Here is a 26,552-nt window from a genome sequence, read left to right as displayed (position 1 = left end):
ACGCCATGCCAGCCTCGATCCGCCTCGCCCTGATGCTTCTCCCCGCCGTGGTCGTCCTCGGCGGCCTCTTCCTCGGCGGGCTGGTGCTGGCTATCATCCGCACCGTCGGCATCGTCCCCTTCGCCGGACGCTTCGACCCGACGCTCGAACCCTGGACCCGCGCCCTCCAGGAGCCCGATCTCCTCCTCTCCATCCTGGTCACCCTCTGGGTCGCCGCCGCCTCCACCCTGATCGCCACCGCCCTCGGGGTCGGCGCCGCGCTTCTCCTCCACCGGGCGGGGGGAGGGCGGCTCGTCACCCTGCTCGTCCAGTTCAACCTGACCGTGCCCCACGTTGTGACGGCGGTGGGGATGGCGTGGCTGCTCGGACAGTCCGGCGTGCTCGCCCGGCTCGCCCATGGGGCGGGTGCCATCGACCGGCCGGGGGATTTCCCCGCCCTCGTCAACGATCCGTGGTTTGTCGCCGACATCGTGGCCTATGTGGCCAAGGAGGTGCCCTTTGTCGCCGTCGTGGCGCTCGCCATGCTGGCAGCGGTCGGAAGCGCGCCGGCCATCACCGCGCGCTGCCTCGGCGCGACGCCCCTCCAGGCCTTCCGGCACGTGACCTGGCCCTTGATAAGACCGGGCATTCTGGCCGCCGCCACGGTCGTGTTCGCCTTCGTGCTCGGCACCTACGAGGTGCCGGCGGTGCTCGGGCCGAGCCACCCGAAGGCCCTTCCGGTGCTCGCCTACCAGATGTTCACGTCCAACGACATCGCCGACAGGCCGGCCGCCATCGTGGTGTCGCTCCTGATGGCCGCCGTCGGGGTCGTCTGCCTCGTCGCCGTGCGCCGCCTGATGCGGGGCATCTCCGGCCTGGAGGTGGTCCGATGACGGCGTTCGGGGCCGCCCTGCCGCGCCGCGCCGGCGCGCTCGTCCGTCGCGCGGCCGCCCGCCCTCAGGGGTTTGCCGCCCGGTCGGCGCTGGCGCTTCTCCTCGTCCTCCTGGTCGCGCCCTTCCTGCCGGTTGTGGTCTGGTCGGTGACGCGCGCCTGGTTCTACCCGGCCATCGTGCCGCAAACCCTTGATCTGTCTGCCTGGACGTCCGTCTTCTCGGCCACCTCGGGTGTGCCCGCCGCGCTCGGCCGGTCGGTCCTGATCGCGCTTTCGGCGACCGGGCTCGCCATGCTGTTCGGCGTCCCCGCCGGCCGGGCACTGGCGCTCCACCGGTTTCCCGGCCGGCGGCTCGTGGAGGTCCTGGTGCTCGCCCCGCTGGTCGTGCCGCCGCTCGCGGTCGCCATGGGCCTGCACGCCGTGTTCCTGAAAATCGGCCTCGCCGGCACCGTCCCGGGCGTCGTCCTCGCCCACATCATCCCCACATTGCCGTACGTCATTCTGGTGTCCGCCAGCGTCTTCTCCGCCTTCGACACCGGCCTGGAGGATCAGGCCCGCAGCCTCGGCGCGACGCCGTCCCAGGTCCTCCGCCACGTCACCGTTCCGCTCCTTGCCCCCGGTCTCGCGGTCGCGGCCCTCTTCGCCTTCCTGGTATCCTGGAGCCAGTACGGGCTGACGCTCCTCGTCGGATCCGGCCGGGTTCCGACCATGCCGTTGATTCTCATGCAGTTCGTCACGGCGGGCCGGCAGGACGTCGCCGGCGCCATCGCCGTCCTGACGGTGCTGCCGGGGGTTCTCGCCCTCGTCCTGTCCGCCCGCATCCTCGCCGCCGCCGCCGCCCGGGAGCGGACCACGTCGTGAGCCGCATCGTCCTGGAATCCCTCACGAAAACCTATCCCGGCGCCCCCCGTCCCGCCGTCCGCGGCTTCGACCTGGACCTCCCCGCCGGCACGCTCACCACCCTGGTGGGTCCGTCCGGCTGCGGGAAATCCACGGTCCTGCGCCTGATCGCCGGCCTCGCCGAACCCGACGCCGGCCGCATCCTCATCGGCGGCCAGCCGATGGCTGGCATCCCGCCTGAGCGGCGCGGCGCCGTCCTGATGGGACAGGACCATCGCCTCTTTCCGCATATGTCCGTGGCGGAAAACGTGGGTTTCGGCCTGAGGATGCGCGGCGTCGACCCGGCCGTGATCCGGTCGAAGGTGGCCGACATGCTCGATCTGGTGCAGCTCCCCGGCCTGGAATCCCGCCGCCCGTCCGAACTCTCCGGCGGCCAGGCCCAGCGGGTCGCGCTCGCCCGCGCGCTGGTGGTCGAACCCGCTGTGCTTCTCCTCGACGAGCCGCTGTCGGACCTCGACCCGGAGCTCCGGCTCGACATGCGGGACCTCATCCGCCGCGCCCAGCATCAGACTGGAATCACGACGCTTTTCGTTACACACGACCGTGAGGAGGCGGTCGCGGTGGCGGATCGGACGGCCGTCATGCTCGCCGGCGAACTCGCCCGCCACGGCCGGCCCGCCGACGTCTTCGAACGGCCGCTGACCCGCGCCGTCGCCCTGTTCATGGGCGCCACCAACGTGCTCGACGGTCGCTTCGACGGTCGCTCCGTCACCACCTCGATCGGCACGCTGACCCTCGCCGCCCCGCCGCCTCCGGAGGCCACGGCCGTCGTGATCCGCCCCGAGCGGATCCGCCTGTCCGCCGGCAGCGGCACCTCTGGCGTCAACACATTCGCGTGCAGCATCAAGAGCTTGGAGTATCGCGGCACCCACGTGGTCGCCACCGTCGCGGCCGCGACCGACATGCTCGTTGTCGCCGTTCCGGCGGAAGCGGCGGCGGGCCATGGGGTGGGCGACCCGGTCGCCGTCCACCTGCCCCCGGAGGCTCTCCAGCCCGTCAGCGGCTGAGGCGGCGGCGGCTCAGCTCGTAGAGCGCGATTCCCGCGGTGGTCGCCACGTTGAGGCTGTCGAATCCGCCGGCCATGTCGATCCGCACGGTCTCGGTCCGGTCGAGCAGGTCGTCCGGAAGCCCCGGCCCCTCGGTGCCGAGGATGAGCGCGGGCCGGGTCGCCGGATCCACCTCGTCCAGCCGCAGCCGGCCACGCGGCGACAGGCCGATCGGCAAATAGCCGTGCTCCCGCAACAGCTTGATCAGGTCAGCTCCATCACCCGCGCGGGCGAACGGCACCTTCAGGACGCCGCCGACCGACACGCGGATCGCCTTGCGATAGAGCGGGTCGCAGGCGGTGTCGTCGAGGAGGACCGCGCCCGCCCCGAAGGCGGCGGCGTTGCGGAAGAGGCCGCCCATGTTGTCGTGGTTGGCGATCCCGACGGCCCCGACCACCAGGTCCGGGCGATCGGCCAGGAGGGACGAGGCGTCGCGGTCCGGACCGCGCCGGCCGACGGCGAGGACGCCCCGGTGGATCGGAAATCCCACGATCCGGTCCATCACCGCCTGGCTCGCCACGAACACCGGGACTTCGAGCGCGGCTTCAAGCCGCCCCGCCAAGCCATTGATCCGGTTCTCCGCGACCAGCACCGACTCGGCCGCGAACAGCGGCGAGTCGAGGAGCACCGAGAGCACCGTCTCGCCCTCGGCCACGAAGAGCCCTCCGTGGGCGCCGGCGAGATCCCGGTCCCGGACGTTCATGTAGGCTGAGACGCGCGGATCCGCGGGATCGTCGATGAAGACGGGTGCGATCATCGGGCCGCCCTGGTTCGCCACAAGAGTTCGGACATCCTCATATTGTCCGACTCGCACGCCGGCCACATGTTCGTCCAATACTTGGACTTGGCTTGACCGCGAACGGGCCGGAGCATCGCGCCGGCCATCGGACGGATGGGTCGGGTGGGGGCGTGCATGGCGGTCATGGACAGGGTCATTCGGGTGGCGGCGGGTCTCGGCGGAGCCGCCGGCGTGGCGGCGTCCGCCGCCGGTTCCCATGCGTATGCGGGCACGTCGCTGGACACGGCGGGCAAGATGCTGCTGATCCACGCGGCGGCGCTCATCGCCCTGTCGGTGCCGGCGGTCGGCTCCAACCGGATCCGGCACATCGCGTCGCTGGTGATGCTCATCGGCGTGGCGCTCTTCTCCGGCGACCTGACGGCGAGGGCGGTGCTGGGCGGCGCGCTCTTTCCCTTGGCGGCGCCGCTCGGCGGGCTCCTCATGATGGCCGGATGGCTGATCGCCGCGCTGGCCTGCCTGGGCGGGCGGCGCAACTGACCCTTTCGGCCGGAGCCGGCCCTCAGGCCGGCGTCCTCACGTAACGGCCCGGCGCGTCCTCGATGGGGTTCAGGCGACCGCCGCCGATGCGCCGGGCCTTCACCATCGTGGGATCCTGCTCGACGATCCAGGCGTGCCAGTCCGGCCACCAGGAGCCGGCGGTTTCCGTGGCTGTCCTGGTCCATTCCTCCAGCGCCCCCTCGGCGGGGCCGCCGGTCCAGTACTGGTACTTGTTGCGCGTCGGGTGGTTGATGACGCCCGCGATATGCCCGGAGCCGGACATCACGAACTTCACCGGGCCGCCGAACAGGGACGAGCCGTGGAAGACCGACTTCGCCGGGGCGATGTGGTCCTCCTTGGTGGCGAGATTGTAGATCGGGATGGTGACCTTCTTCAGGTCCAGCTTCACTCCCGCCACCTCCATGGCGCCCTTGGCGAGCGTGTTGTCCAGATAGCAGTTGCGCAGATAGAAGCTGTGGTTCGCGGCCGGCATCCGGGTGGAATCGGAGTTCCAGAACAGGAGGTCGAACGGGAAGGGCTCCTTGCCGCGCATGTAGTTGTTCACGAAGTACGGCCAGATCAGGTCGTTCTCGCGCAGCGAATTGAACGCCGCCGCCATCTTGGAGCCCTCCAGGAAGCCGCGCTCCTTCATGCGCTCCTCCAGGATGCGGATCTGCTCCTCGTCAACGAACACCTTGAGATCGCCGGCGTTCTGGAAGTCCACCTGGGTGGTGAAGAGGGTCGCGCTGCGGATGCGGTCGTCGCCCACGGCCGCCATGTAGGCGAGGGTGACGGCGAGCAGCGTGCCGCCGACGCAGTAGCCGATGGCGTTCACCTCCTTCACCCGGGTGACCTTGTGGACCACGTCCAGGGCCTCGAAGATGCCCTCGCGCATGTAGTGCTCGAAGCTCTTGCCGGCGTGGCGCTCGTCCGGGTTCACCCACGAGATCACGAAGACGGTGTGGCCCTGGTCGACGGCCCACTTGATGAACGACTTTTCCGGCGTGAGATCCAGGATGTAGTACTTGTTGATCCAGGGGGGCACGATCAGGAGCGGCCGCTTCAGCACCTTCTCGGTGGTGGGCTCGTACTGGATGATCTGGCAGACCTCGTTCTCGTGCACCACCTTGCCCGGCGTGAGCGCGAGGTTGACGCCGACCTTGAACTTCGTGGTGTCGGACTGGCGGATCTTCAGGTCGCCGCCGCCGGCCTTGATGTCCTCGGCCAGCATCCGCATGCCCCGGGCGAGGTTCTCCGCGTTGGACGAGATGGTCTCGCGCATGAGCTCCGGATTGGTCAGCACGTAGTTGGACGGGCTCATGGCCGCCGCGATCTGGCGGACGTAGAAGTCGGCCTTGTGGCGGGTGTGCTCGTCGAGCCCGTGCGCCTCGTCCACCAGGCCCTGCGCCCAGCGGGTGGAGATCAGGTAGGCCTGCTTCAGGACATCGTAGAACTGGTTCTCGCGCCATTCCGGATCGGTGAAGCGCTTGTCGCCGGGCTCCGGCTCGGCGACCGGGCGGGCCTCCTCGCCCATGGCCTTGCGCATCGCCTGGGACCACAGGTCCATGTAGCCGGTGGCGAGCCGGGTCTGCGCCTCCAGATAGCGCTGGGGATCGCGGGTCCACCAGTCGCCCACCTTGGCGAGGGTCTTGGTGACCTCGGTCAGTTCGTCCGCGAGGGTCGGCTTGACGGCGCCCTTCTCGCGCGGCTCCACATAGGCGGCGGCGGCCTTTCCGAACTGCTCCACGATGTTCGCCATGTTGTGGGCGAACGCCTCCGGATTGTTGATGATGTAGTTGAGAAGGGGCCCTCCTCCCGAGGTCTTCTCTTTCTCGCTCATCGGCTCGTTCCCCGGGCTCTCGGTTCGCCGTTCATGTTAGAGACCGTTCGCCCGGTTTGACAGGGGGAACCGGCTCCATGCGCATTACACCTTGTGACATGACGGCTGCGCGACGACGGGACAATCCGTGAAAGCCCGCCTAAGATGAAAGCCGACACGATCCAAGGCGCGTTAACCCGACCCTTACCAAGCGTGGCCGATCGTGCCGCGACCGACGCAATGAAGGACGGCATGCCATGGGAACTCTCTTGAGGACGGTTTCGGTCCCGCTCCTTCGTGGCAAAAGCCGGTTCGCGGTCGCCGGCCTGGTGCTGGCGCTTGCGGCCTGCGGGGGAGGGCCGTCGGACTATGTCCAGACGACCCTGCCGGTCGCCGACCCCGCCGCCTCGGCCGTGCCCCTGCGCAGCGAGACCCAGCAGGCGGCCCTGGAGCGCGACCTGAAGCGGCTCGGCTCCGCCCAGGCCTCCGCCGGCCGGCGGGCCGACGACAAGCTGCCCTCCGCCATGGCGCTCGCCATCATCCGCCAGCAGCAGAACGAGGAGGCCCGCAAGCTCCTCGACGCGGCCGGCACCGTGCCGCCGGCCGGCGCGCAGCCCTGCGACCCGAAGCTGGTGGTCTGCCCGGACAAGCCGGCGCCCTGACCGGACGGCGTCGCCGGCCCCCGACGTTTTGACGCGAGCGTACCCCGGTTTCCCGTTTCTGCGATGTCCGGAACGGTGCTAGAAGCTTAACCCCCGGTTCGATGGAAACCGGCAGTCCGGCCGCCGGATCGGCCCACCAGGACAGACGACCATGAGCAACGACGAGTTCCACAAGATCAAGCGCCTTCCCCCCTACGTCTTCGAGCAGGTGAACCGGCTGAAGGCGAGCGCGCGGGCAGCAGGCGCAGACATCGTGGACCTCGGCATGGGCAACCCGGACCTGCCGACGCCCAAGCACATCGTCGACAAGATGATCGAGACGGTGCAGCGCCCGGACACCCACGGCTATTCGGCGTCGCGCGGCATCGCCGGGCTTCGGAGGGCGCAGGCGGCCTACTACGACCGCCGGTTCGGCGTGAAGCTCGACCCGAACACCCAGGTGGTCGCCACCCTCGGGTCGAAGGAGGGCTTCGCCAACATGGCCCAGGCGATCACCGCGCCGGGCGACGTGGTGCTGTGCCCGAACCCCAGCTACCCGATCCACGCCTTCGGCTTCCTGATGGTCGGCGGCGTGATCCGCTCCATCCCGGTGACGCCGGGGCCGGAGTTCTTCCATGCGCTCGAGCGGGCGGTGATCCATTCGATCCCGAAGCCGATCGCCATGGTGCTCTGCTATCCGTCGAACCCGACCGCAGAGGTGGTCGAACTCGACTTCTACCGCGACGTGGTGGCCTTCGCCCGCAAGCACGGCGTGTTCGTCCTGTCGGACCTCGCCTATTCGGAGATCTATTTCGACGGCGTGCCGCCGCCCTCCATCCTGCAGGTGCCGGGCGCCCTGGAGGTTGCGGTCGAGTTCACCTCCATGTCCAAGACCTTCTCCATGGCCGGCTGGCGCATGGGCTTCGCCGTCGGCAACGAGCGGCTGATCGCGGCGCTGTCGCGGGTGAAGAGCTATCTGGACTACGGCGCCTTCACGCCGATCCAGGTGGCCGCCGCCGCCGCCCTGAACGCGCCGGACGCCGACAAGCACATCGAGGAGGTGCGCGCCACCTACAAGCGCCGCCGCGACGTGATGGTGGAGAGCTTCGGCCGCGCCGGCTGGACGATCCCGTCGCCGAAAGCCTCGATGTTCGCCTGGGCGCCCCTGCCGGACAAGTTCAAGGCGCTGGGCAGCCTGGAGTTCGCCAAGCTCCTGATCGAGAAGGCGGACGTGGCGGTGGCGCCGGGCATCGGCTTCGGCGAGCACGGCGACGACTACGTGCGCATCGCGCTCGTGGAGAACGAGCAGCGCATTCGTCAGGCGGCCCGCAACATCCGCAAGTTCATGGACGGGGCGGACGAGACGCTCCACAACGTGATCTCGCTGAAGCGGGCGTGAGGGTCGGGCCGGGCGGGCGGACGACGTCCGTAGACCGGCCGATCGCGTCGGGAGACGCCTGGATGGTCCGGATGAACCGGACCCTGACGACTGTCGCGGGTGGCCGGCTTCAGGCGGCCACCGTCATCCCGGCGGACGTCCGATCCGACCGTCGGCGGCTCCATCCGCACCCGAGAGCCCCATGTCCGGGACGGTTGGGCCCCGGCCTTCGCCGGGGTGACGGCCAGCGGAGGCGGTCGGTGCATGGCTCCGACCACGGGCTTCAGCCGCATCGGGCTGTTGCGGCATGCGGGCGCCAAGGCGACGGCCCGGACGATCTGTCGGTGCGCGGCTCCGCCCGTGTCTCCTCACGCGTGCGGCTGTCGCGACAGGACGCACCGACCTTCCCCTTTGCCTCCGGGGCGGCGACCTGATATCCCCCGCACCGGTCCCGTGAACCATCTGGAAGGGCGATCAGGCTTCCCATGTCCAAACCGCTCAGGCTCGGCGTCGCCGGGCTCGGCACCGTCGGTGCGTCCGTTCTGAAGATCGTGCGGTCCAATGCCGCCGCCCTCGCGGCGCGAGCCGGCCGGCCGGTGGTGGTCACCGCCGTCTCCGCGCGGGACCGCGCTCGCGACCGCGGGCTCGACCTTGACGGCATCGCCTGGCACGACGATCCGGTGGCGCTGGCGACCGACCCGGGCGTGGACGTGGTGCTGGAGCTGATCGGCGGCGCGAGCGGCCCGGCCGAGGCGCTGGTGCGGGCGGCGCTGGCGGCCGGCAAGCCGGTGGTGACCGCCAACAAGGCGCTCCTCGCCCGGCACGGGGTGGACCTCGCCCGGCTCGCGGAGGAGAAGGGCGTGCCGCTCGCCTTCGAGGCGGCGGTGGCCGGCGGCATTCCGGTCATCAAGACCCTGAAGGAAAGCCTCTCGGCCAACCAGGTGACGCGCGTCTACGGTATCCTCAACGGCACCTGCAACTACATGCTGACGCGGATGGAGAAGGAAAACCTCTCCTACGACGTCTGCCTCGCCGAGGCGCAGCGCCTGGGCTACGCCGAGGCGGATCCCACGTTCGACGTGGAGGGCTTCGACACCGCCCACAAGCTCGCCCTCCTGACCAGCCTCGCCTTCGGCGTGGAGGTGGACGCGGACGCCATCTACGTGGAAGGCATCTCGGCCATCACGCCCGCCGACATCGAGGCGGCGGACGAACTCGGCTACCGGATCAAGCTCCTCGGCGTCGCCCGCCGGGGCGACGGCGGCATCGAGGCGCGGGTGCATCCGACCATGGTGCCGAAGTCCTGCGCCATCGCGCGGGTCGACGGCGTCCTCAACGCGGTGGCGATCGACGGCGACGCGGTGGGCGAGATCGTGCTCGTCGGCCCGGGCGCCGGCGGCGGCCCGACCGCCTCGTCGGTGATCGGCGACGTGGTGGACGTGGCCCGCGGCCACGCCGTGCCGACGTTCGGCCGGCCGGTGCGCGACCTCGCGCCCTATGAGCGCGCCGCGATCCAGGCGCACGAGGGCGGCTACTACGTGCGGCTCTCCGTCAACGACCGTCCGGGCGCGTTCGCCGCCATCGCGGCGCGCATGGCCGAGAAGGGCATCTCGCTGGAATCCATCGTCCAGCGCCGCCGGGCGCCGCGCACGGAAGCGCCGCGCGCCGACGGTCCGCACACCGCGTCGGTGGAGCCGCAGCCGGTGATCCTGATCACCTACGCCACCACGGAAGCGGCGATCCGAAGCGCGCTGGAGGAGATCGAGTCGGACGGGCACATCGCGGCGACGCCGCGGCTGATCCGGATCGAAGAGCTCTGAGCGGTCATGCGGCGACGCAGCAAGTCATAAGCGTCGCTGCGGTGCGCTTTTACTTGCATTTTATTCGTAATCCGAATTTAGGCTGATCTTTAATCAGCCTTTTTATGCATCGCCGGACACCTCTGAACCGGGTTACACACGGTCTGGAAGCTGCATGAGGTGTTCGGCATGTCCAAGGTCATCCACCCGTCCATATCGGCAAGCGCGGGGACGCGCCCCACCGCCGGCGGGACGTCCGGATCGAATGTCGTGCAGGCAGGGGGGATGTTCATGTCGACGAACCCGGCGAGCACGCTGGATCGAATTCTGACGCTGGAACTGGTCCGGGTGACCGAACGGGCGGCCGTGGCCGCCGCGCGCCTGAGGGGTCGCGGCGACGAGAAGGCCGCCGACCAGGCGGCCGTGGACGCCATGCGGCGCGAGCTCAACCGGCTGCCGATCCACGGCACCGTTGTGATCGGCGAGGGCGAGCGCGACGAGGCGCCGATGCTCTACATCGGCGAGGAGGTGGGCACGGGGAAGGGGCCCAAGGTGGACATCGCCCTCGACCCGCTGGAAGGCACCACCATCTGCGCCAAGAACCTGCCCAACTCCCTGGCGGTGATCGCCATTTCCGAGCACGGCGGCCTTCTCAACGCGCCCGACGTCTACATGGAGAAGATCGCCATCGGGCCGGGCTACCCCTCCGGCATCGTGGATCTCGACGCCACCCCGGCGGAGAACATCCGGGCGCTGGCCGCCGCCAAGGGCGTGCCCGTGGGCGAGGTGACCGCCTGCATCCTCGACCGGCCGCGCCATGCTCGGCTGATCGAGGAGGTGCGCGCCACCGGCGCCTCCATCCGGCTGATCGGCGACGGCGACGTGGCGGGCGTCATCCACACCACCGAGCCGGACGAGACCGGCATCGACATCTATCTCGGGATCGGCGGCGCGCCCGAGGGCGTGCTCGCGGCGGCGGCGCTGCGCTGCATCGGCGGCCAGATGCAGGGACGGCTGGTGATCAACCGCGACGAACAGATCCAGCGGGCGAACCGGATGGGCATCGCGGACGTGCGCAAGAAGTACACCATGGACGAGATCGCCAAGGGCGACGTGCTCTTCGCCGCCACCGGCGTGACGGACGGCAACATGCTGACCGGCGTGAAGTTCGCCCGCGGCGACCGGGTGGAGACCCACACGGTGGTGATGCGCTCCTCCACTGGCACCGTCCGCTGGATCAAGGCCTCCCACACGGACATGTCGAAGTTCGACAATCGCTGAGCGCGCGCGGCGGCCCGGCTACCTGTCCGGCCGTCGCCCGACGGCCGGGGCGGGCGCTTCGGCCCCCGTGTCCCCGTCGGCGCGATCCGCTCCGGCGGTTCGACAGGCTTTCCGCTCGCGCCACTTTGCAGGCTTTCCGCTCGCGCGGGTGAGTGGGCTTTCCGCTCGCGCGGGTGGGCGCGTCCCGCTATGATTCCGCATGACTATCCGAATCGCGTCCGACTCCGTGTCCTTCGACACCGTCACCGCACGACCCGTTCTCGGCGTCTCCACGTCCGCCTGCTCCCGCATCTGGACCGACCGCGTGGGCGAGGCCCGCGCGCCGCTGGTGCGGGCGATCGCCCAGCGGCACGGGCTGCCGGACGTGGTAGCGCGCGTGCTCGTCGGCCGACAGGTGTCGGTCGAGGACGCGGCCGCCTACCTGGAGCCGAGCATCCGCAGCCTGATGCCGGACCCGTCCGTCCTGCGCGACATGGACGCCGCCGCCGAACGGGTGGCGGACGCCGTGGAGCGCGGCGAGCGAATCGCCCTCTTCGGCGACTACGACGTGGACGGCGCCACCTCGTCGGCCCTGTTCGGGCGCTTTCTCCAGCACCAGGGCCTCGACCCGGCGGTCTACATCCCCGACCGGCTGGTGGACGGCTACGGGCCGAACCCGCGCGCCATTCAGGACCTCGCCGACGGCGGCGCGACCCTTCTCGTCACCCTCGACTGCGGCACCCAGAGCTTCGAGGCCTTCGAGGCGGCCCGGCGGATCGGGCTCGACGTGGTGACCTTCGACCACCACCAGAGCGGCGTCGACCTGCCGGAGGTGCGGGCGCTCGTGAACCCGAACCGGCAGGACGACCTGTCCGGGCTCGGCCACCTCTGCGCCGCAGGCGTCAGCTTCCTCGGGGTCGTGGCGGTGAACCGCGAGCTCCGCCGCCGGGGCTGGTACCAGCGGCGCGGGCTCGCGGAGCCGGATCTCCTCGGCCTCCTGGACCTGGTGGCGCTCGGCACCGTGTGCGACGTGGTCCCGCTCGTCGGGCTCAACCGGGCGTTCGTCGTCAAGGGCCTGCAGGTGATGCGCGCCCGCGCCAACCGGGGGCTCGCGGCTCTCGCCGACGTGGTGAAGCTCTCCGGTCCGCCGACCTGCTATCACCTCGGCTTCCTGATCGGGCCGCGCATCAACGCCGGCGGGCGCATCGGCGACAGCGGGCTCGGCGCCCGGCTTCTCATGTGCGCCGACATGGTTGAAGCGGGCCGCATGGCGGTGGAGCTCGACCGCCTCAACCGCGAGCGCCAGCAGCTGGAGGCGGAGGCGCTCGACGCCGCCGAGGCCATGGTGACGGCGTCCCTGGTGCAATCCGATCCGGCGGTGCTGGTGGCCGCCTCGGCGGAGTGGCACCCCGGCATCGTCGGCCTCGTGGCGGCGCGGCTGAAGGAGCGGCACAATCGCCCCGCCTTCGCGATCGCCCTCAAGGGCGACGGCACCGGCACCGGCTCGGGCCGCTCCATTCCGGGCGTCGACGTCGGCTCGGTGGTGCGCGCCGCCGTGGACGCCAAGCTGCTCCTGAAGGGCGGCGGGCACCCGATGGCGGCCGGCCTCACCATCGAGGAAGCGAAGATCCCGGATTTCACCGCCTTCGCGGACGACTGCCTGAAGACCGGCGTCGCGTCCGCCCGGTCGGTGCACGAGCTCGCCGTCGACGGCGCGATCACGGCGGGCGGCGCCACGGTGCAACTGGTCGAGACGATCGATCGGGCCGGCCCCTTCGGCGCCGGCCAGCCGGACCCGGTGTTCGTGCTGCCCGCCCACCGGGTGGCCTATGCCGAGACGATCGGCAACGGCCACGTGCGGATGACGCTCTGCTCGGCGGACGGCACCAAGCTGAAGGGAATGGCGTTCCGCGCCGCCGGCCAGCCGCTCGGCGACTTCCTGACCTCCGCGCGCGACCGGCCGATCCACGTGGCGGGCGTGCTCGGCCTGGACTACTGGCATGGGGAGCCGCGCGTCCAGATGCGCGTGCTCGACGCCGCCGACCCGGCCCGCGCCCGCCCATGACCGCCGCCGACGCCCCGACCGGCCGCACGGTCACCGTCGCGGCCGCCCGCGCGTTCGCGGTCGACGCGCTGGTGGCGGCCGGGACCGATCCGGACGTCGCCAGGAGCGTCGCGAACGCGCTGGTGCTGGCCGAGATGTCGGACCTGAAGAGCCACGGCCTCGTCCGGCTGGAGAGCTATGCGGCCCAGGTCCTGACCGGAAAGGTGGACGGCCGGGCGGTTCCGTCCGTGCGCGCCATGGCGCCGGCGGTGATCTCCATCGACGCCGGCACCGGCTTCTCCTATCCGGCCATCGACACCGCCGTCGAGGCGCTTCCGGCCCTTGCGCGGTCGAACGGCGTGGCGGCCGCGGGCATCCACCGGGCCCATCACGCCGGCGCCATCGGCCTTCATGTGGAGACGCTCGCCGAGACCGGTCTCGTCGCCCTCATGGTGGCCAACGCGCCGGCCTCGATCGCCCCGTGGGGCGGAACGGCCGCCGTGTTCGGAACCAATCCGATCGCCATCGGCTGCCCGCGCCCGGGCGCAGATCCCATCGTGGTGGACCTCTCGGTCGCCAAGGTGGCTCGCGGCAACATCCTGGCGGCCGCCCAGCGCGGCGAGCCGATCCCGGAGGGCTGGGCCGTGGATCGCGACGGCCGGCCGACCACCGACGCCAAGGCGGCGCTCGCCGGCACCATGCTGCCGGCCGGCGACGCCAAGGGCACCGCCCTGGCGTTTCTGGTCGAGATCCTCTGCGCCATGGCGGGCGGGCGGCTGGCGACGGAGCAGTCGAGCCTCTTCACCGGCGACGGCCCGCCGCCGGAGATCGGCCACCTGATCGTCGCGTTCGACCCGTCCGCCTTCGGCCCCGGGTTCGGCGACCGGATCGCGGCCCTCGCGGAATCCATAGAGGGCCAGCCCGGCGCGCGCCTGCCGGGGTCTCGCCGGCGCGCGTCGCGCCGGCGGGCTGAAGACGAAGGCCTGCCCATTCCGGCGAGCCTGGAAGCCGCGCTCCACGCGCTCATCGGGCGTCCGAGGGGCTGAGAGGGACGTCGGGGGCGCCGGCTTGTTCCGTCGTTTAGGCCGCTTGTCCGGCGGTCGGACTGGTGCTTACTCTCCTCCCGGCGGCGGTCTCACGCCGGCACGGGGGTTGGCATGATGTCGAGCATTCGGTTCGCCGCGCGGGTCGCGCAGGCGCTTCTCGTCGGGCTTCCGCTATTCGCCTCGGCGGCAGCCGCGCAGGAGCGCCGCGCCATCGTGACCGAGAATGCCGATTATTTCGGCCGCGACTACCAGACCCTGAAGGGCATCGACCAGTCCGCCTGCGAGGCCTCCTGCGTCGCCGACGACCAGTGCCGCGCCTTCACCTACAACGTGAAGGCCCGCTGGTGCTTCCTGAAAGCCGAATTCGGCGACCTGAAGCAGACGCCGGGCGCCGTCGCCGGCCGGATCGTGGCGGGCGCCGTGCCGTCTCCCGAACTGGAGGCGGAGCGGCTCGCGGACCTGTCCTTCCTCGACCAGTCGCTGGTCGACGAGGCCCGCCGGCAGCTGGGCCAGATCAACGAGAGCGACCAGGAGGGCTCGGTCGACTTCCTGATCGCGCGCGCCGAGAATTCCGTGGTCAACGGCAACGCGCAGGACGCGCTCGTCGCCTACGGCGCGGCCCTGAAACTCGCTCCGGAGCGGTTCGACCTCTGGGACGCCCTGTCGGTGACGGCGCAGACCCTGACCAACGGCGATTGGCAGGTCCGGCAATCCGCGCTCGAAACCTCCCTCGCGGCCTCGGTCAACGCCTACCTGCGGTCCGTGGACGACGGCCAGCGGGTGCGCGCGCTCTCGCTGATGACCGAGGCGCTCGCCGCGCGCGAGATCTGGAAGCCGGCCATCAAGGCCGCCCGGCTGGGCGTCTCCATCGGCGGCGACGACGAGCTCGTAGCGCGGCTCGACGAGCTGGTGGCGAACCACGGTTTCCGGGTGGTGGAGAACACGGTGGACAGCCGGTCCGCCGACCCGCGCCTATGCATCGCCTTTTCCGAGGAGATCGACAAGAACGCCCCCAACCTCGCCGACTTCGTGAGCGTGGAGGGTGGCGACACGACGGCCGTGGAGGCGGAGGACACGCAGGTCTGCGTCACGGGCGTCGACTACGGCAAGCGCTACCGGATCGCCGTCCGCGAGGGCTTGCCGGCCAAGGACGCGGACGAAACTCTGGCCCGCACCGTCGAGATCGAGGCCTATGTGCGCGACCGCGACCCGCGGGTGCGCTTCCTCGGCAAGGCCTACGTGCTGCCGAAGGGCGGCGACGCCACCATCCCGGTCGCGTCCGTGAACGTGGACGAGATCGTCGCCGAGGTGGTTCGGATCGGTGACCGGGCCTTGGTCCAGGCGATCGGGGAGGACACGTTCCTTCGCCAGATCGGCACCTGGGAAGCGTCGGACATCGCCGCCCGTCGCGGCGAGCAGGTGTGGTCCGGCTCCATCCTGGTGAAGCGCGAGCTGAACCGGGAGGTCACCACGGCGATCCCGGTGAGCGAGGTGGTGAAGGCCCTGGAGCCCGGCGTCTACGCCATGGTGGCGACGGCCAAAAACCAGACCGACACCTGGGGCGAGCAGGCCACCCAGTGGTTCATCGTCACCGATCTCGGCCTGTCCAGCCTTTCCGGCAACGACGGCGTGCACGCGGTCGTGCGCTCCCTGTCGTCCGCCGGGCCGGTGGCCGGCGCGACGCTCCGGCTGGTGGCCCTCAACGACGAGATCCTCGGCACCGCCACCACGGACGTCGCCGGCTACGCCCGGTTCGACCCGGGCCTTGCGCGCGGCACTGGCGGCAACGCGCCGGCGCTGCTGGTCGCCGAGACCGGGGAGGGGGACTACGCCTTCCTGGACCTCACGAAATCGGCTTTCGACCTGACCGACCGGGGCGTGGAAGGCCGCGCGCCGCCGAAGCCGGTGGACGTGTTCATGACCGCCGAGCGCGGCGTCTACCGGCCCGGCGAGACGGTGCACGTGACGACGCTCGCCCGCACGGCCCAGGCGCTCGCCGCGCCCGACGTGCCGCTGACGCTGATCGTGACCCGGCCGGACGGCGTGGAGTTCTCCCGCACGGTCGCGGCCGACGAGGGCGCCGGCGGGCGCGACAGCCTGTTCCCGCTGCCGGCGGGCGCCATGCGGGGCACCTGGCGCGTCGCGGCCTTCACCGACCCGAAGGCGGCTTCGCTGGCCGAGGCCACCTTCCTGGTGGAGGATTTCCAGCCCGAACGCATCGGGTTCGAGCTCGCCACGGACGCCACGGTGCTGGAGCCCGGCGTCGACGCCGAGGCGACGCTGACGGCCGAATGGCTCTACGGCGCGCCGGCCGCCGGCCTCGGCATCGAGGGCGAGGTCTACGTCACCAAGGCGGCGGGCCTGCCGTCGGCGCCCGGCTATCGCTTCGGGCTCGCGTCCGACACGTTCGAGCCGGTGGCGGAACCGGTGCAGGCGGAAGCGACGGCGGAGGACGGCAGCGCCACCGTGGCCCTCGTCACGCCGGAACTCGCCGACACCACCGTGCCGCTGCAGGCGGCGGTGCACGTACGCGTGCTCGACACCAACGGCCGTCCGGTGGAGCGCAAGCTCACCCTGCCGGTCTCCGACGGGCTCGCCCGGATCGGCCTCGACCCGCAGTTCGAGGATCAGGTGGAGGAGGGCGGGTCCGCCGCCTTCAACGCCATCGTGCTGGACGCGGACGGCAACCGCGTCTCGGCGACGGGGCTCGCATGGGTGCTGAACAAGGTCGAGACCTCGTTCCAGTGGTACAACACCGGCGGAAGCTGGGGCTACAACACGGTCAAGTCGCGTACCCGCGTCGCCAACGGCACGCTCGACGTGACGGCGGACACGCACGCCCGGATCGAGGAGCGGGTGACCTGGGGCGAATACGAGCTGACCGTGGAGGATCCGTCCGGCGACGCCGTACCGGTCTCGATGACGTTCGAGGCCGGCTGGTATGTGGCGCCGACCAGCGAGGAGACGCCGGACATCCTGAAGGTGTCTCTCGACAAGCCGCGCTATGCCATCGGCGAAACCGTGAAGGCGCGGCTGGAGCCGCGCTTCCCCGGCGTCGCGGTCGTCACCGTCGTGGACGACCGGCTGATCGCCATGAAGACCGTGGACGTGCCGGAAGGCGGCGCGACGGTGGACCTGCCGGTCACCTCCGACTGGGGGCCGGGCGCCTACGTGACCGCCACCCTGCTCCGCCCGATGGATATCGAGGCCCGGCGCATGCCGGCCCGCGCGCTCGGCCTCGCCTGGGCGGGCGTCGATCCGGGCGACCGGCTCCTGTCCGTGGACGTCTCGCTTCCCGAGGAGCAGAAGCCGCGCACCGCGCTGCCCGTGGAGGTGACGCTCGCGAACGCCAAGCCGGGCGAGCCCGCCTACGTGACGATCGCGGCGGTGGACCTCGGCATCCTGAACCTCACCAGGTTCGCACCGCCGGCCCCGGAGGACTGGTACTACGGCCAGCGGGCGCTCGGCATCGAGATGCGCGATCTCTATGGCCAGCTGATCGACCGCATGGCCGGCGTGCGCGGCGAGGTGCGCTCGGGCGGCGACGGCACCGGCCTTGCCCGCCTGGAGGGCCCGCCGCCGACGGAGCAGCTCGTGTCCTTCTTCCAGGGCGTCACGCAGGTGGACGCCGACGGCAAGGCGCGCGCGTCCTTCCCGCTGCCGGACTTCAACGGCACCGTCCGCGTGATGGCGATCGCGTGGTCCGGCGACGCGGTCGGGCACGGCTTCAAGGACGTGGTCGTCCGCGATCCGGTGGTCGTGCAGGCGGCCCTGCCGAACTTCCTGGCGCCCGGCGACCGCTCCCGCCTGAAGCTCGACTTCACCCACCTGGAGGGCCCGTCGGGTGCCTTCGACCTGTCGGTTGCCGTCGCGGGCGATCTCGTCACGCTCGACCCGGCGCTCGGCAGCCGCACACTGACCCTCGCCGACAAGGGCAGGGCGGAGGTGCTGATCCCGATCGAGGCGGTCGCCGTCGGCGACGAGACCGTCTCCGTCGCGCTGACCACGCCCGCCGGAGAGGTGCTGACGAAGACGCTCACCGTGCCGGTCCGGGCGAACGAGCCGCCGGTGGTCCGGGTGTCCGACCTGACGCTGCCGGCCGGGTCCGGGCGGCTCGACATCGCGCCCGATCTGTTCGCCGACCTCGTGCCCGGCACCGCCCAGGCCACCGTCACCGTCGGCGGCGTGTCGGGGATCGACCTGCCGGGGCTGGTCTCGTCGCTCGACAAGTACCCCTACGGCTGCTCCGAGCAGATCACCAGCCGGGCGCTGCCGCTCGTCTACCTCGACGACGTGGTGCTGGCGGCGGGGCTTGCCGGCGAGACGCCGGTGCGGGACCGGGTCGCGAAGGCGGTCGAGCAGGTGCTGGTGAACCAGGCGTCCAACGGCTCGTTCGGCCTCTGGGGGCCGTCCGCCGACGATCTATGGCTCGACGCCTACGTGACCGACTTCCTGACCCGCGCCAAGGAGAAGGGCATCCCGGTACCGGCGATCCCGTTCGATCTCGCGGTCACGAACCTGAAGAACCGGGTCTCCTACACGAGCGAGGTGACCGAGGGCGGCGAGGATCTCGCCTATGCGCTCTACGTGCTCGCGCGCAACGGCCGGGCGACCATCGGCGACCTGCGCTACTACGCGGAGACGAAGCTGCAGGCCTTCGCGACCCCGCTCGCCAAGGCGCAGCTCGGGGCGGCCCTGGCGCTCTACGGCGACACGGAGCGGGCAGGGGCCGTGTTCCAGGCGGCGACCGGGGATCTCGCCCAGCGCCTCGACCACAAGGGCTGGCGCAAGGACTACGGATCCGACCTCCGCGACGGCGCCGCCATCCTGACGCTCGCCTCCGAGACCCGCGTGCCTTCGGTGGATCTCGCCACCCTCGGCCGCGAGGTGGGCGCGCTCGCCAGGGCGAGCACCGCCCGGAGCACGCAGGAGCAGGCTTGGATGCTGCTCGCCGCCAACGCGCTCCTCAACGACGGGGTGAAGCCCGTCGTGGAGGTGAACGGCACGCGCCGCGAGGGGGTGCTCACCGCCCACTACACGGCCGAGGATCTGGCCACCGGTCCGGTGGCGATCCGGAACGTGGCGGAGGCTCCCGTCGACGCGCGGGTCACCGTCACCGGCGTGCCGGTCACGCCGGAGCCGGCGGGCGGCACCGGCTACGCGATCACCCGCAAGGCGTACGACCTCGACGGCAACGAGATCGACATCTCGGCGCTGGAGCTCGGCGCGCGGGTGGTGGTGGTGCTGACGGTGACGACGACCGAGTCGGTCGCCGCGCGGCTGGTGGTGGACGATCCGCTGCCGGCGGGCCTCGCCATCGACAACCCGAGCCTCCTCGCCGGCGGCGACGTGGCGGCGCTCGGCTGGGTTCCGCTCGTCTCGCAGGCAGCGCGGACCGAATTCCGGGCAGACCGCTTCGTGGCGGCCCTCGACCAGCCGGCGGGCGGCGCCACCGAGTTCGCCCTCGCCTACATGGCCCGCGCCGTCGCGCCCGGCGCGTTCACCCATCCGGCGGCGACCGTGACGGACATGTACCGTCCCGAGCGCAACGCCCGGACCGACGCCGGCGACGTGGAGGTGATCGGCCCGCTGCAGTGACGCGATGGCGAGTGTCGGGTCGGTCCTGGCGACAGGCTCGGAATCGACGCAATCCTTCCCCTTAGGGGAAGGTGGCCCGAAGGGCCGGAAGGGTTGTCTTTTGTTTGTACTGGCCTGTTCGGTGCTCGACGAAGACCGAAAAACGCGCGGCCGGGCTGACAAGCACGACCCCATCCCCGGCCTCCGGCCGGACCCGCCCCTCAGGGGCGGGATCGCGACCACACGCGGCAGCCCCGCTCGGCATGGCGATTGCTTGCCTCGGTCTCAGGCTGTAGCGTGCCGCACCGCATCCCCGCATCCCAGCCCGGTCGCCTTTCGCCACATGGACCCTTCATGACGACCTTCCTTGCCGAGTGGGCCAACATCCTCCTGCGCTGGGCGCACCTCGTGGCGGGGATCGGCTGGATCGGAACGTCCTTCTATTTCATCGCGCTCGATCTCTCGCTGAAGAAGCGCGCGCGCATGAATCCGGGCGTCTACGGCACCGCCTGGGAGGTGCACGGCGGCGGCTTCTACCATGTGGAAAAGTACATGGTGGCGCCGAAGGAGCTGCCGGAGGACCTGATCTGGTACAAATGGGAGGCCTATCTCACCTTCCTGACCGGGTTCGCGCTCCTCACCGTCCAGTACTACTTCAACGCCCGGGCCTATCTGATCGAGCCGGACCTCTGGAACGCGCGGCCGGGCGACGCCATCCTGGTGTCCATCCTGTCGCTGGCGGCAGGCTGGTTCGTCTACGACCGGCTCCTCTGCCGCTCCTTCATCGGGCGCAACACCACGCTGCTGGCGGTCTCGGTGTTCGCGCTCATCATGGCCTTCTCCTATCTCTTCACGCACATCTACTCGGGCCGCGGCGCCTTCATCCACGTGGGCGCGCTCGTCGGCACGATCATGGCGGCCAACGTCTTCGCGGTGATCATCCCGAACCAGAAGAAGATCACCGCCAGCCTCCTCAAGGGCGAGGACCCCGACCCGTCGCTCGGCGCCACGGGCAAGCAGCGCAGCGTGCACAACAACTATCTGACGCTGCCCGTGCTTCTGATGATGGTGTCGAACCACTATCCGATCCTCACCAACCATCCGCACAGCTGGATCCTGGTGGCGCTGATCCTGGTGGTCGGCGCCATGGCGCGCCACTTCCTCAACCGCCACGAGGCGGGAGACCCGTTCCAGAAGATCTGGTGGACGCTGCCCGTGGCCACCGCCGGCCTCGCCGTCGCCCTGGTGATGACCGCGCCCGCGCCCCGGGAGGCGACCGTGGACGGCGTGCAGGTGACAGACGCGGACGTGCTCGCCATCTCGGCCCGGCACTGCACGGCCTGCCACGCCGCCAAGCCTACCCACGAGGGCTTCGCCGAGCCGCCGAAGGGCGTGGTGCTGACCGACGTCGCCAAGCTCCGCCAGTACGCCGCTCTGATCGACCAGCAGGCGGTGAAGTCCGACGCCATGCCGCTCGGCAACGAAACCGGGATGACGGCGGACGAGCGCCGCGCGCTGGGGGCGTGGATCGCCGCGCAGTAGGGAGGGGGGCGGCACCAAGGTGCTCCGTCATCCCGGCGAAGGCCGGGTGCAACTCATTTTTGGTCCGTCATCCCGGCGAAGGCCTACCGCAATTCAATTTTGATCCGTCATCCCGGCGAAGGCCGGGATCCAACCGTCCTGCCAGCCTCTCCATCTCCACGGCGCAGGTCCGACCTCCGTCGGTTGGGCCCCGGCTTTCGCCGGGGTGACGCCCTGGCCTGCCCGTCCTGCCAGCCTCTCCACGGCGCAGGTCCGACCTCCGTCGGTTGGGCCCCGCCTTTCGCCGGGGTGACGCCCTGGATCGGATGGCGAGCGGAGCGACCGTCGTGGCTCGCCCGCGAACCTACGCGCCTGCGGCCTCCCGCCCGCGACCCCCCCCCCCGCGCGATCGCCTCGCCCGGACACGCCGCCACGCCGTCCCGCGCCGCCGAAAAGCCTGAATTCCGTGGCATTTTCCCCGCTTATCGTCGGGTCGCGCGGTGGCTTTCGCCATGCGGAATCGGCTATGACGATCCACACGCGAAACAAACATAAAGAGCCTCGATTTGGCCGACGAGACCGAACGCCCGACCGGCGGCAGCGAGCCCCCCGCCGATATCCGCCCGATCTCCATCATCGACGAGATGAAGCGCAGCTATCTCGACTACGCCATGAGCGTGATCGTGAGCCGCGCGCTGCCGGACGTGCGCGACGGGCTGAAGCCCGTGCACCGGCGCATCCTCTATTCGATGTACGAGAACGGGTACGAGTGGAACAAGCCGTACCGCAAGTCGGCCCGCGTGGTCGGCGACGTCATCGGTAAGTATCACCCGCACGGCGACCAGTCGATCTACGACGCCCTGGTCCGCATGGCGCAGACCTTTTCCATGCGCCTGCCGCTGATCGACGGGCAGGGCAACTTCGGCTCGGTGGACGGCGATCCGGCCGCGGCGATGCGTTACACCGAGGTGCGTCTCCAGAAGGTCACGAACGCGCTCACGGACGATCTCGACAAGGACACGGTCGACTTCACGCCGAACTACGACAATTCGGAGCGCGAACCCTCGGTCCTGCCGGCGCGCTTCCCGAACCTGCTCGTGAACGGCGCGGGCGGCATCGCGGTCGGCATGGCGACCAATATCCCGCCGCACAACCTCGGCGAGGTGATCGACGCCACGATCCGGCTGATCGACCAGCCCGAGACCGAGATCGAGGACCTGATGGAGGTGATCCCCGGTCCGGACTTCCCGACCGGCGCCACCATCCTCGGCCGCTCCGGCATCCGCCAGGCCTATCTCACCGGCCGCGGCTCGATCGTGATGCGCGGCCGCGCCACGGTGGAGACCATCCGCAAGGAGCGCGAGGCGATCATCATCCACGAGATCCCCTACCAGGTGAACAAGGCCACCATGGTGGAGAAGATCGCCGAACTGGTGCGCGACAAGCGCGTGGAGGGCATCTCGGATCTGCGCGACGAGTCCGACCGCGACGGCATGCGCGTGGTGATCGAACTGAAGCGCGACGCCGTGGCGGACGTGGTGCTGAACCAGCTCTACCGCTTCTCGCCGCTGCAGACGTCGTTCGGCGTCAACATGGTGGCCCTCAACGGCGGCCGCCCGCAGCTGATGAACCTCAAGGACGTGCTCGCCGCCTTCGTGAGCTTCCGCGAGGTGGTGGTGAGCCGGCGGACGAAGTTCCTGCTCGCCAAGGCTCGCGACCGCGCCCACGTGTTGGTGGGCCTCGCCATCGCGGTCGCCAACATCGACGAGGTCATCGCCCTCATCCGCAACGCGCCCGACCCGGCGACCGCCCGCGAGCAGCTGATGACGCGCCGCTGGCCCGCGCACGACGTGGCGTCGCTGATCCGGCTGATCGACGACCCGCGCCACACGGTGAACGAGGACGGCACCTACAACCTCTCCGAGGAACAGGCTCGCGCCATCCTGGACCTGCGCCTGCAGCGGCTCACCGCGCTCGGCCGCGACGAGATCGCCGACGAGCTGAACACGCTCGCCGAGGAGATCAAGGACCTCCTGGACATCCTCGGCTCGCGCGAGCGGATCATGCAGATCATCCGCGACGAGCTCACCGAGATCAAAACCGCCTTCGCGACGCCGCGCCGGACCGAGATCCTGGACAGCGACGCCGACATGGAGGACGAGGATCTCATCGCCCGCGAGGACATGGTCGTCACGGTCAGCCACGCCGGCTACATCAAGCGCGTGCCGCTCTCCACCTACCGGGCGCAGCGGCGCGGCGGCAAGGGCCGCTCGGGCATGACGACGAAGGACGAGGATTTCGTCACCCGTCTGTTCATCGCCAACACCCACACGCCGGTGCTGTTCTTCTCCTCGCGCGGCATCGTCTACAAGATGAAGGTCTGGCGGCTGCCGCTCGCCAACCCGCAGTCGCGCGGCAAGTACATCAAGAACCTCCTGCCTCTGCAGGAGGACGAGCGCATCACGTCCATCCTGGCGCTGCCGGAGGACGAGGCGACCTGGGCGGACCTCGACGTGGTGTTCGCCACCCGCCAGGGGTCGGTCCGGCGCAACAAGCTGAGCGACTTCACGAACGTGAACCGCAACGGCAAGATCGCCATGAAGTTCGACGACGACGCGGACGGCATCGTGGGCGTGGAGACCTGCACCGAGAACGACGACTTCCTGCTCGTCACCGCGCTCGGCCAGTGCATCCGCTTCCCGGTGCCGGACGTGCGCGTGTTCAAGGGCCGTGATTCCACCGGCGTGCGCGGCATTGCGCTCGCCGACGGCGACGAGATCATCTCGCTCACCATCCTGCGCCACTTCGAGGCCGCCCCGGCCGAACGCGCCGCCTATCTGAAGCAGGCCGCCGCCTTCCGGCGCGCGACCGGCGAGGACGTGGACGGGGAGGGCGAGGAGATCGCCGTGGAGGCGGACGATGCCGAGGAGGCCAATGGCGAGGCCGCGCTCTCGTCGGAGCGCTACGCCGAGATGAGCGCCTCCGAGCAGTTCATCCTGACCGCCACGGAGCGCGGCTTCGGCAAGCGGTCGTCGTCCTTCGAGTTCCGCACCTCCGGGCGCGGCGGCAAGGGCATCAAGGCGACCGACCAGGGCAAGCTGAAGGAGATCGGCCACCTGGTCGCCGCCTTCCCGGTGGAGGCGACCGACCAGATCATGCTCGTCTCCAACGGCGGCCAGGTGATCCGCGTGCCAGTGGACCAGATCCGCATGGTGAGCCGCGCCTCCAAGGGCGTGCGCATCTTCAACACTGCGGACGGCGAGAAGGTGGTGAGCGTGGAGCACATCGCCGATCTCGGGGTCGAGGACGAGGATCTCGGCGAGGAATAAGCAACCGCCTCGTTGGTCGGGACCGATCGGCGGCCGGAGCACACGCTTCGGCCGCCGTCGTCGTTTCCGGCTCGTCTCGTGTGGCCGCCGCCGGCCGCGCCTTGGCGGTCCTGATGACACAACCGCTTATAGGGATGCCTTGCTCTTTTCCGGAACGGATCAAGATGGGCGCGGCGTTCACCAGCTCTTTACCTTGCCGGTTGCACACTTCAGATGAGCGGCGCCCCTCCCGCCGTGCATCTCGGAAGCGTCCCGCGTTCATGGCCACCCGGCAGTATCGCCCGTCCAAACTCCGCCGTCTCGTGCTGCCGTCGGTTACGGCGCTCTTCCTCGGCTACTTCGCCTACCACGCCTTCCACGGCGAATACGGCCTCGTGGGCCGTGCCCGCCTGGAAAGCCGGGCGGAGCAGCTGTCGGGCGAGCTCGCGCGCCTGAAGGCCCAGCGCGCCACCCTGGAGACGGAAGTCGGTCTCCTGCGGCCCGGCAGCCTCGACCAGGACATGGTGGACGAGCGCGCCCGCGATTCCCTCGCCATGGTGCACCCGAACGACGTGGTCATCATGCGCGGAGCCCGGCCCACCTCGGCGGCAACGCCGCCTTATCCGGACGCCGGGCAGGCCCTGGATGGAACCGATCCGGCGGCTGCGATGGCGATCGGGCAAGCCCTCCCGCCCGGACAGTGAACACAGTCTCGCCGAGGTGCGAAACCGATCGGCTCGGATCTGCCGACTCGCTGTCCTCTCGACGATCGACGCCCGCCTAGATCCTCGCCGGCGTTTTTTCCGCGTGTGCGAAGTGTTTCGGGATGCTCTTCGGCACTGCATATAAACCACAATCAGGTTCATTCACCTGGATGAACCGGGTTTTAGTTCACGCGCAACACCGATCTGCGCTGAGTGCATGAGAGATGCGACAAACTGTCATTGACGGGAACCCGGGGATGGGTTTCCGTCCTCCCCGGTAGCGAACCCGCAGGGAGGACCCTCCATGGCCGTGAGACCCACGTCCGAGAAGCGCCAAGGCGCCTCGGCAGCGACCGAGAAGGCCCGCACCACCGACGACCCCAAGATCGCCGACTTCACCAAGGACGAGGAACTCAAGGCCTATTCGGACATGCTGCTGATCCGCCGCTTCGAGGAGAAGGCGGGTCAGATGTACGGCATGGGCCTGATCGGCGGCTTCTGCCATCTCTACATCGGCCAGGAGGCCGTGGTCGTCGGCATGCAGATGTGCATCGACGAGGGCCAGGATCAGGTGATCACCGGCTACCGGGATCACGGCCACATGCTGGCCTGCGGAATGGACGCCAAGGGCGTGATGGCCGAACTCACCGGCCGGCGCGGCGGCTATTCCAGGGGCAAGGGCGGCTCCATGCACATGTTCAGCCGCGAGAAGCAGTTCTTCGGCGGCCATGGCATCGTCGGCGCCCAGGTGTCGCTCGGCACCGGCCTCGCGTTCGCCGACAAGTACCGGGGCACCGACCGGGTGTCGCTCACCTATTTCGGCGACGGCGCGGCCAACCAGGGTCAGGTCTACGAGAGCTTCAACATGGCGCAGCTCTGGAAGCTGCCCGTGGTCTACATCATCGAGAACAACCGCTACGCCATGGGCACCTCGGTCTCTCGCGCCTCCGCGCAGACCGACTTCTCCAAGCGCGGCGTCTCGTTCGGCATCCCCGGCGAGCAGGTGGACGGCATGGACGTGCGGGCCGTGAAGGCCGCCGGCGAGCGGGCCGTGCGCCACTGCCGCGAGGGCAACGGGCCGTACATCCTGGAAATGCAGACCTACCGGTACCGCGGCCACTCCATGTCCGATCCGGCGAAGTACCGGACCAAGGACGAGGTGTCCCGGATGCGCACCGAGCACGACCCGATCGAGCAGGTCCGCAACCGCGTCCTGGAGCGCGGCTGGGCGACCGAGGACGAGCTGAAGGACATCGACAAGCAGGTGCGCGCGGTCGTCGCCGAGGCGGCCGACTTCGCGACCTATGATCCCGAGCCGGATCCGTCCGAGCTCTGGACCGACATCCTCCTCTGATCGTCCGC

17 protein-coding genes are annotated in these 26,552 nt (G+C 70.2%); 15 read left to right on the top strand and 2 right to left on the bottom strand.

All coding sequences use genetic code 11. From position 1 onward, the window contains the following. Positions 1-5 precede the first annotated feature (5 nt). Genes HND91_RS06055 through HND91_RS06045 form a run of 3 tightly spaced genes read left to right on the top strand, consistent with a single transcriptional unit; the run spans position 6 to position 2,778 of the window. Positions 6-872: an ABC transporter permease gene (locus HND91_RS06055; RefSeq protein WP_181705624.1), complete on the top strand. Its 867-nt coding sequence runs from the start codon at positions 6-8 to the stop codon at positions 870-872. Beyond that, a complete protein-coding gene (locus HND91_RS06050; RefSeq protein WP_181705623.1) occupies positions 869-1,732 on the top strand; it encodes an ABC transporter permease in 864 nt (287 codons plus the stop codon). Before HND91_RS06055 ends, HND91_RS06050 begins: the two co-directional genes overlap by 4 nt. After that, complete coding sequence (locus HND91_RS06045) at positions 1,729-2,778, top strand: ATP-binding cassette domain-containing protein (RefSeq protein ID WP_181705622.1); 1,050 nt, start codon at positions 1,729-1,731, stop codon at positions 2,776-2,778. The genes HND91_RS06050 and HND91_RS06045 overlap by 4 nt, the downstream gene beginning before the upstream one ends. Here the strand turns inward: HND91_RS06045 and HND91_RS06040 are convergent. Then, a complete protein-coding gene (locus HND91_RS06040) occupies positions 2,768-3,574 on the bottom strand; it encodes a TrmH family RNA methyltransferase (RefSeq protein ID WP_181705621.1) in 807 nt (268 codons plus the stop codon). The two genes, HND91_RS06045 and HND91_RS06040, sit on opposite strands and share 11 nt — an antisense overlap. 165 nt (positions 3,575-3,739) lie before the next feature. On the opposite strand from HND91_RS06040, the gene HND91_RS06035 reads away from it, so the two are divergent. Beyond that, positions 3,740-4,093 carry a DUF423 domain-containing protein gene (locus HND91_RS06035; RefSeq protein ID WP_246329311.1) on the top strand — a complete coding sequence of 118 codons (354 nt, stop codon included), beginning with the start codon at positions 3,740-3,742 and terminating at the stop codon, positions 4,091-4,093. Between the two features lie 22 nt (positions 4,094-4,115). On the opposite strand, the gene phaC is transcribed toward HND91_RS06035, so the two are convergent. Beyond that, the gene (phaC, locus tag HND91_RS06030) at positions 4,116-5,933 is read right to left on the bottom strand and encodes a class I poly(R)-hydroxyalkanoic acid synthase (RefSeq protein WP_181705619.1); all 1,818 of its coding nucleotides are present in this window, start codon (positions 5,931-5,933) and stop codon (positions 4,116-4,118) included. Positions 5,934-6,169: 236 nt separating this feature from the next. On the opposite strand from phaC, the gene HND91_RS06025 reads away from it, so the two are divergent. The 11 genes from HND91_RS06025 to pdhA all read left to right on the top strand — a co-directional run bounded on the left by HND91_RS06025 (position 6,170) and on the right by pdhA (position 26,544). Beyond that, positions 6,170-6,574: a hypothetical protein gene (locus tag HND91_RS06025; protein WP_181705618.1), complete on the top strand. Its 405-nt coding sequence runs from the start codon at positions 6,170-6,172 to the stop codon at positions 6,572-6,574. 151 nt (positions 6,575-6,725) lie between these two features. Beyond that, the gene (locus tag HND91_RS06020) at positions 6,726-7,952 is read left to right on the top strand and encodes an LL-diaminopimelate aminotransferase (RefSeq protein ID WP_181705617.1); all 1,227 of its coding nucleotides are present in this window, start codon (positions 6,726-6,728) and stop codon (positions 7,950-7,952) included. A 464-nt stretch (positions 7,953-8,416) separates the two neighbouring features. Continuing rightward, positions 8,417-9,751, top strand: a complete 1,335-nt coding sequence (locus HND91_RS06015; protein ID WP_181705616.1) for a homoserine dehydrogenase — start codon at positions 8,417-8,419, stop codon at positions 9,749-9,751. Positions 9,752-10,021: 270 nt separating this feature from the next. Next, positions 10,022-11,011, top strand: a complete 990-nt coding sequence (gene glpX, locus HND91_RS06010) for a class II fructose-bisphosphatase (protein WP_425485423.1) — start codon at positions 10,022-10,024, stop codon at positions 11,009-11,011. Positions 11,012-11,210: 199 nt separating this feature from the next. Continuing rightward, entirely contained in the window at positions 11,211-13,055 is a 1,845-nt protein-coding gene (recJ, locus tag HND91_RS06005; RefSeq protein ID WP_181705614.1) for a single-stranded-DNA-specific exonuclease RecJ, read from the top strand. Further along, positions 13,052-14,080, top strand: coding sequence for an Ldh family oxidoreductase (locus HND91_RS06000; protein ID WP_181705613.1), 1,029 nt, complete (start codon positions 13,052-13,054; stop codon positions 14,078-14,080). Before recJ ends, HND91_RS06000 begins: the two co-directional genes overlap by 4 nt. A gap of 111 nt (positions 14,081-14,191) precedes the next feature. Further along, on the top strand, positions 14,192-19,678 hold the full coding sequence (locus HND91_RS05995) for an alpha-2-macroglobulin family protein (RefSeq protein WP_210272599.1): 5,487 nt from the start codon (positions 14,192-14,194) through the stop codon (positions 19,676-19,678). Positions 19,679-20,011: 333 nt separating this feature from the next. Beyond that, positions 20,012-21,199, top strand: coding sequence for a urate hydroxylase PuuD (locus HND91_RS05990; RefSeq protein ID WP_181705612.1), 1,188 nt, complete (start codon positions 20,012-20,014; stop codon positions 21,197-21,199). Positions 21,200-21,744: 545 nt separating this feature from the next. Continuing rightward, complete coding sequence (gene gyrA, locus HND91_RS05985) at positions 21,745-24,507, top strand: DNA gyrase subunit A (RefSeq protein ID WP_181705611.1); 2,763 nt, start codon at positions 21,745-21,747, stop codon at positions 24,505-24,507. A 260-nt stretch (positions 24,508-24,767) separates the two neighbouring features. Then, entirely contained in the window at positions 24,768-25,190 is a 423-nt protein-coding gene (locus tag HND91_RS05980) for an FtsB family cell division protein (RefSeq protein WP_181705610.1), read from the top strand. 304 nt (positions 25,191-25,494) lie between these two features. Further along, positions 25,495-26,544 carry a pyruvate dehydrogenase (acetyl-transferring) E1 component subunit alpha gene (gene pdhA, locus HND91_RS05975; RefSeq protein ID WP_181705609.1) on the top strand — a complete coding sequence of 350 codons (1,050 nt, stop codon included), beginning with the start codon at positions 25,495-25,497 and terminating at the stop codon, positions 26,542-26,544. Positions 26,545-26,552 lie beyond the last annotated feature (8 nt).

The organism is Chthonobacter rhizosphaerae (assembly GCF_013839525.1).
GTDB lineage: Bacteria > Pseudomonadota > Alphaproteobacteria > Rhizobiales > Pleomorphomonadaceae > Chthonobacter > Chthonobacter rhizosphaerae.
The sequence above is the reverse complement of the archived record's forward strand: the minus strand, read 5'-3'. Positions and strand labels throughout refer to the sequence as shown.